3 protein-coding genes are annotated in these 3635 nt (G+C 67.0%); all 3 read left to right on the top strand.

Annotation, left to right across the window (positions count from 1 at the left end; translation table 11 throughout):
- A partial coding sequence (locus tag A3764_RS13760; RefSeq protein WP_067951677.1) for a citrate lyase subunit alpha occupies nucleotides 1-1336 on the top strand: 1336 nt, incomplete at its 5' end.
- A gap of 5 nt (nucleotides 1337-1341) precedes the next feature.
- Nucleotides 1342-2847 carry a fumarate hydratase gene (locus A3764_RS13755; protein WP_067923136.1) on the top strand — a complete coding sequence of 502 codons (1506 nt, stop codon included), beginning with the start codon at nucleotides 1342-1344 and terminating at the stop codon, nucleotides 2845-2847.
- Between the two features lie 7 nt (nucleotides 2848-2854).
- A partial coding sequence (locus tag A3764_RS13750) for an AMP-binding protein (RefSeq protein ID WP_150121537.1) occupies nucleotides 2855-3635 on the top strand: 781 nt, incomplete at its 3' end.

Here is a 3635-nt window from a genome sequence, read left to right as displayed (position 1 = left end):
GTTCCACCACCATCTGCGCAATGGCGACGGCGTGCTGAACCTCGTGTTGGAGGCATTGGCCCGGCGCGGGCTGAAAGATCTGCACGTGGCGGCGACCTCGATCTTTCCGGCGCATGCCCCGTTGATCGGGCATATTCGCAACGGCACCGTCAGCAGAATCTCGGCCAACTTCATTTCCGGCCCCGTGGGCGATGCCGTGGCCCGGGGCGCCCTGCCCGAACCGGTGGTGCTGCGTACCCACGGGGGGCGGGCACGGGCGCTGGACATGGGGGAACTGGTTGTAGACGCCGCTTTTGTCGCCGCCCCCGCTGCGGACGATCTGGGGAATATCTCGGGCCGTGCGGGCAAAACCGCCTGCGGCACCCTCGGCTATCCGCTGACCGACGTTGAGGTGGCCCGCCGCGTGGTGGCGGTGACCGACAGCCTCCTGCCCTTTCCGGCGCTGCCCGTGGACATCCCGCAGGGCAAGGTGGATTTCGTGGTCGCGGTCGAGCGCATCGGCGATCCGGGCGGCATCGCCTCGGGCACGACCCGCCCAGCGGAGGACGCGGTGAGCCTCGGCATCGCCGGGAACGCGGCTGCCGTCATCTCCGCCTCAGGCCTGCTGGCGGAGGGCTTTTCGTTCCAGACCGGGGCGGGCGGCATTTCGCTGGCCACTGCCGCCGCCGTTGGCCGCGAAATGGCCAATCGGAGCGTCACGGGTTCCTTCTGCTCGGGGGGGATCACCGGGTTCCACGTGGAAATGTTGAACGCCGGCCTCTTCCGCAGCCTGATGGACGTGCAGTGTTTCGACCTCGCCGCCGTTCGGTCCTATCAGCACGACCTGCGGCATCAGGCAATGTCGGCGGCGACCTATGCAGCCCCGCATCTGGGGGGCGCCGTGGTCGACCGGGTGGATGCGGTAGTGCTCGGCGCGACCGAGATCGACCGCGACTTCAACGTCAACGTCACCACCAAGGCGGGCGGCGCGATCATCGGCGGATCGGGCGGGCATGCCGATACTGCCGCGGGCGCAAAGCTCACGATTGTCACCACCCGGCTGACGGCGGCGGGCTTTGCCAAGATCGTGCCGACGGTCGGCACCTTGACGACTCCCGGTGCCACGGTCGATGTTGTCGTGACCGATGCCGGTATCGCGGTGAACCCGCTGCGGGGCGACCTTGGTGATCGCCTGAAAAAAGCTGGCCTGCCGGTGGTGGGAATCGAAGCGCTGATCGAAAAGGCCCGCTCTGCCGCCTCGCGGCCCACACCGCCGCGTGCCGCTGGCCGCGTGGTCGCCGTATCGGAATATCGCGACGGCAGCGTGACCGACGTAGTGCGCCAGATAGAGGAGTGAGACAGATGGCCGTGATCCGCGAAGCGGACCTCATCGAGAGCGTTGCAGACGCGCTGCAATATGTCTCCTACTATCACCCGCCGGATTTCATCGCCGCCATGGCCGCCGCATGGGAGCGTGAGGAAAGCCAGGGCGCCAAGGCCGCCATGGCGCAGATCCTCGTCAACTCGCGCATGGCCGCACTAGGCCGCCGCCCGATCTGTCAGGACACCGGGACCGCCAATGTCTTCTTGTCCATCGGTCAGGACGCGCGGCTCGAGCTGTCGCGGCCCCTGCAGGAGGTGATCGACGAAGGCGTCCGCCGCGCCTATCTGCTGGATGAAAACCCCCTTCGCGCCTCGGTGGTCGTCGACCCCCTGGGCAGCCGCAAGAACTCGGGCGACAACACCCCCGCGATGCTGTCGACGGAAATCGTCGCGGGCAATGACGTCACCGTTCATGTCTCCGCCAAGGGGGGCGGGTCCGAGAACAAGGCCCGTTTTGCCGTTCTGAACCCTTCGGATTCGATCGCCGACTGGGTGGTTAAAACGGTGGAAGGCCTGGGCGCAGGCTGGTGCCCGCCCGGGATCCTCGGCCTTGGGATCGGCGGTTCGGCGGACAAGGCGATGGCGCTGGCCAAGAAGGCGCTGAACGATCCCATCGATATGGCTGAGCTTCGTCGCCGTGGCCCCGCCGACCGGACGGAGGAATTGCGGCTGGAGCTTTACGAACGGATCAACGCGCTTGGCATCGGGGCGCAGGGTCTTGGCGGGATCACGGCGGTACTGGACGTCAAGGTTCGCAGTTTCCCGACCCATGCGGCCAGCCTTCCGGTCGGGTTGATCCCCAATTGCGCCGCCACCCGGCACGTGAAATTCACCCTCGACGGCTCGGGGCCTGCCCGGCTCACGCCGCCCGACCTGTCACTCTGGCCCGAAATTCTGCTGGACATGGCCGGATCGGGCGCGCGGCGGATCGACCTCGATACACTCACCGACGATGTGGTCGCATCGCTCACCCCCGGCGAAACCCTGCTGTTGAACGGAACGCTCTATACCGGGCGGGACGCGGCGCACAAACGCATGGTCGAGATGCTGGACAGGTCCGAACCGCTGCCCGTCGATCTTGCAGGGCGGGCGATCTACTACGTGGGGCCGGTCGACGCTGTCGGCGACGAGGTGATCGGCCCCGCGGGCCCTACAACGGCAACCCGCATGGACAAGTTCACCGACCGTGTGCTTGGCCAGACCGGCTTGAAGCTGATGATCGGAAAGGCCGAGCGTGGGCCTGCGGCGATCGAGGCGATCAAACGCCACGGAGCCGCATACCTCATCGCGGTGGGTGGGGCGGCCTACCTCGTGTCGAAAGCAATCCGCGAAGCCGAACCCGTCGCGTTCAAGGACCTCGGGATGGAGGCGATCTACCGCCTGCGGGTGGAAGACATGCCCGTGACCGTGGCGGTCGATACGCAGGGCAATTCCGTTCACCAGACCGGCCCGGCGCGCTGGCGCCGGACGCCCCTGCCCGCGTGAGGTTCCCGTGACTGCGCTATTGACCATCGGCCAGATGCTGACGGCGCAGGCACGGCTCCAGCCCGACCGCATCGGGGCGCGCGATCTTGAACGCCAGATGAGCTTCGCGGAATGGAACAGGCGCGCGTGCCAGCTCGCGAACGGATTGCTGGGCCTCGGGCTCGCCCCGGGCGACCGGGTGGCGGTGTTGGCCTACAACCGCGTAGAATGGGCGGAGATCTATGCCGCCGTCGCCAAGGCGGGGCTGGTCGCCGTGCCGGTGAATTTCCGCCTGACGGGACCCGAGGCACGTTTCATCTGCGAGGATTGCTCGGTCGCCGCCATCATCGCCGAGGATGCGCTGGCCGAGGTGGCGGATCACCTGCGCGGTGCGGTGGTTCTGCCGGATACGCGCTTCATCGCGATCGGACAGGAACGCGCGGGTTGGAAAGGCTACGAGGATCTCATTGGCAGCGCCCCCGAGGCGGAGCCCGACGCCGCCGTAGCACCCAACGATACCTGGTGCCTGATGTATACCTCTGGCACGACCGGCAACCCCAAGGGCGCCATCCGCAGCCACCGGGGCATGGCGATGCTGGCACTCATGACCCAGATCGAACTTGGCCTCGCACGGCGGGACGATGCGCTACTCGTCATGCCCATGTGCCATGCCAATTCGCTGAACTTCTTCACCGCCTTTCTCTATATCGGGGGCTGCGTCACGATATTCTCCCGCCCCAGCTTCGACGCGGCGCTTTGCCTGCGGACGATCGCAGAGATGGGGGTGACCTTTTCCTCGCTGGTGCCGA

It is taken from the genome of Sulfitobacter sp. HI0129 (assembly GCF_001635395.1).
In the GTDB taxonomy this organism is placed as follows: domain Bacteria; phylum Pseudomonadota; class Alphaproteobacteria; order Rhodobacterales; family Rhodobacteraceae; genus Sulfitobacter.
Note: the sequence above shows the minus strand (reverse complement) of the source record. Positions and strands in the feature narration are given on the sequence as shown.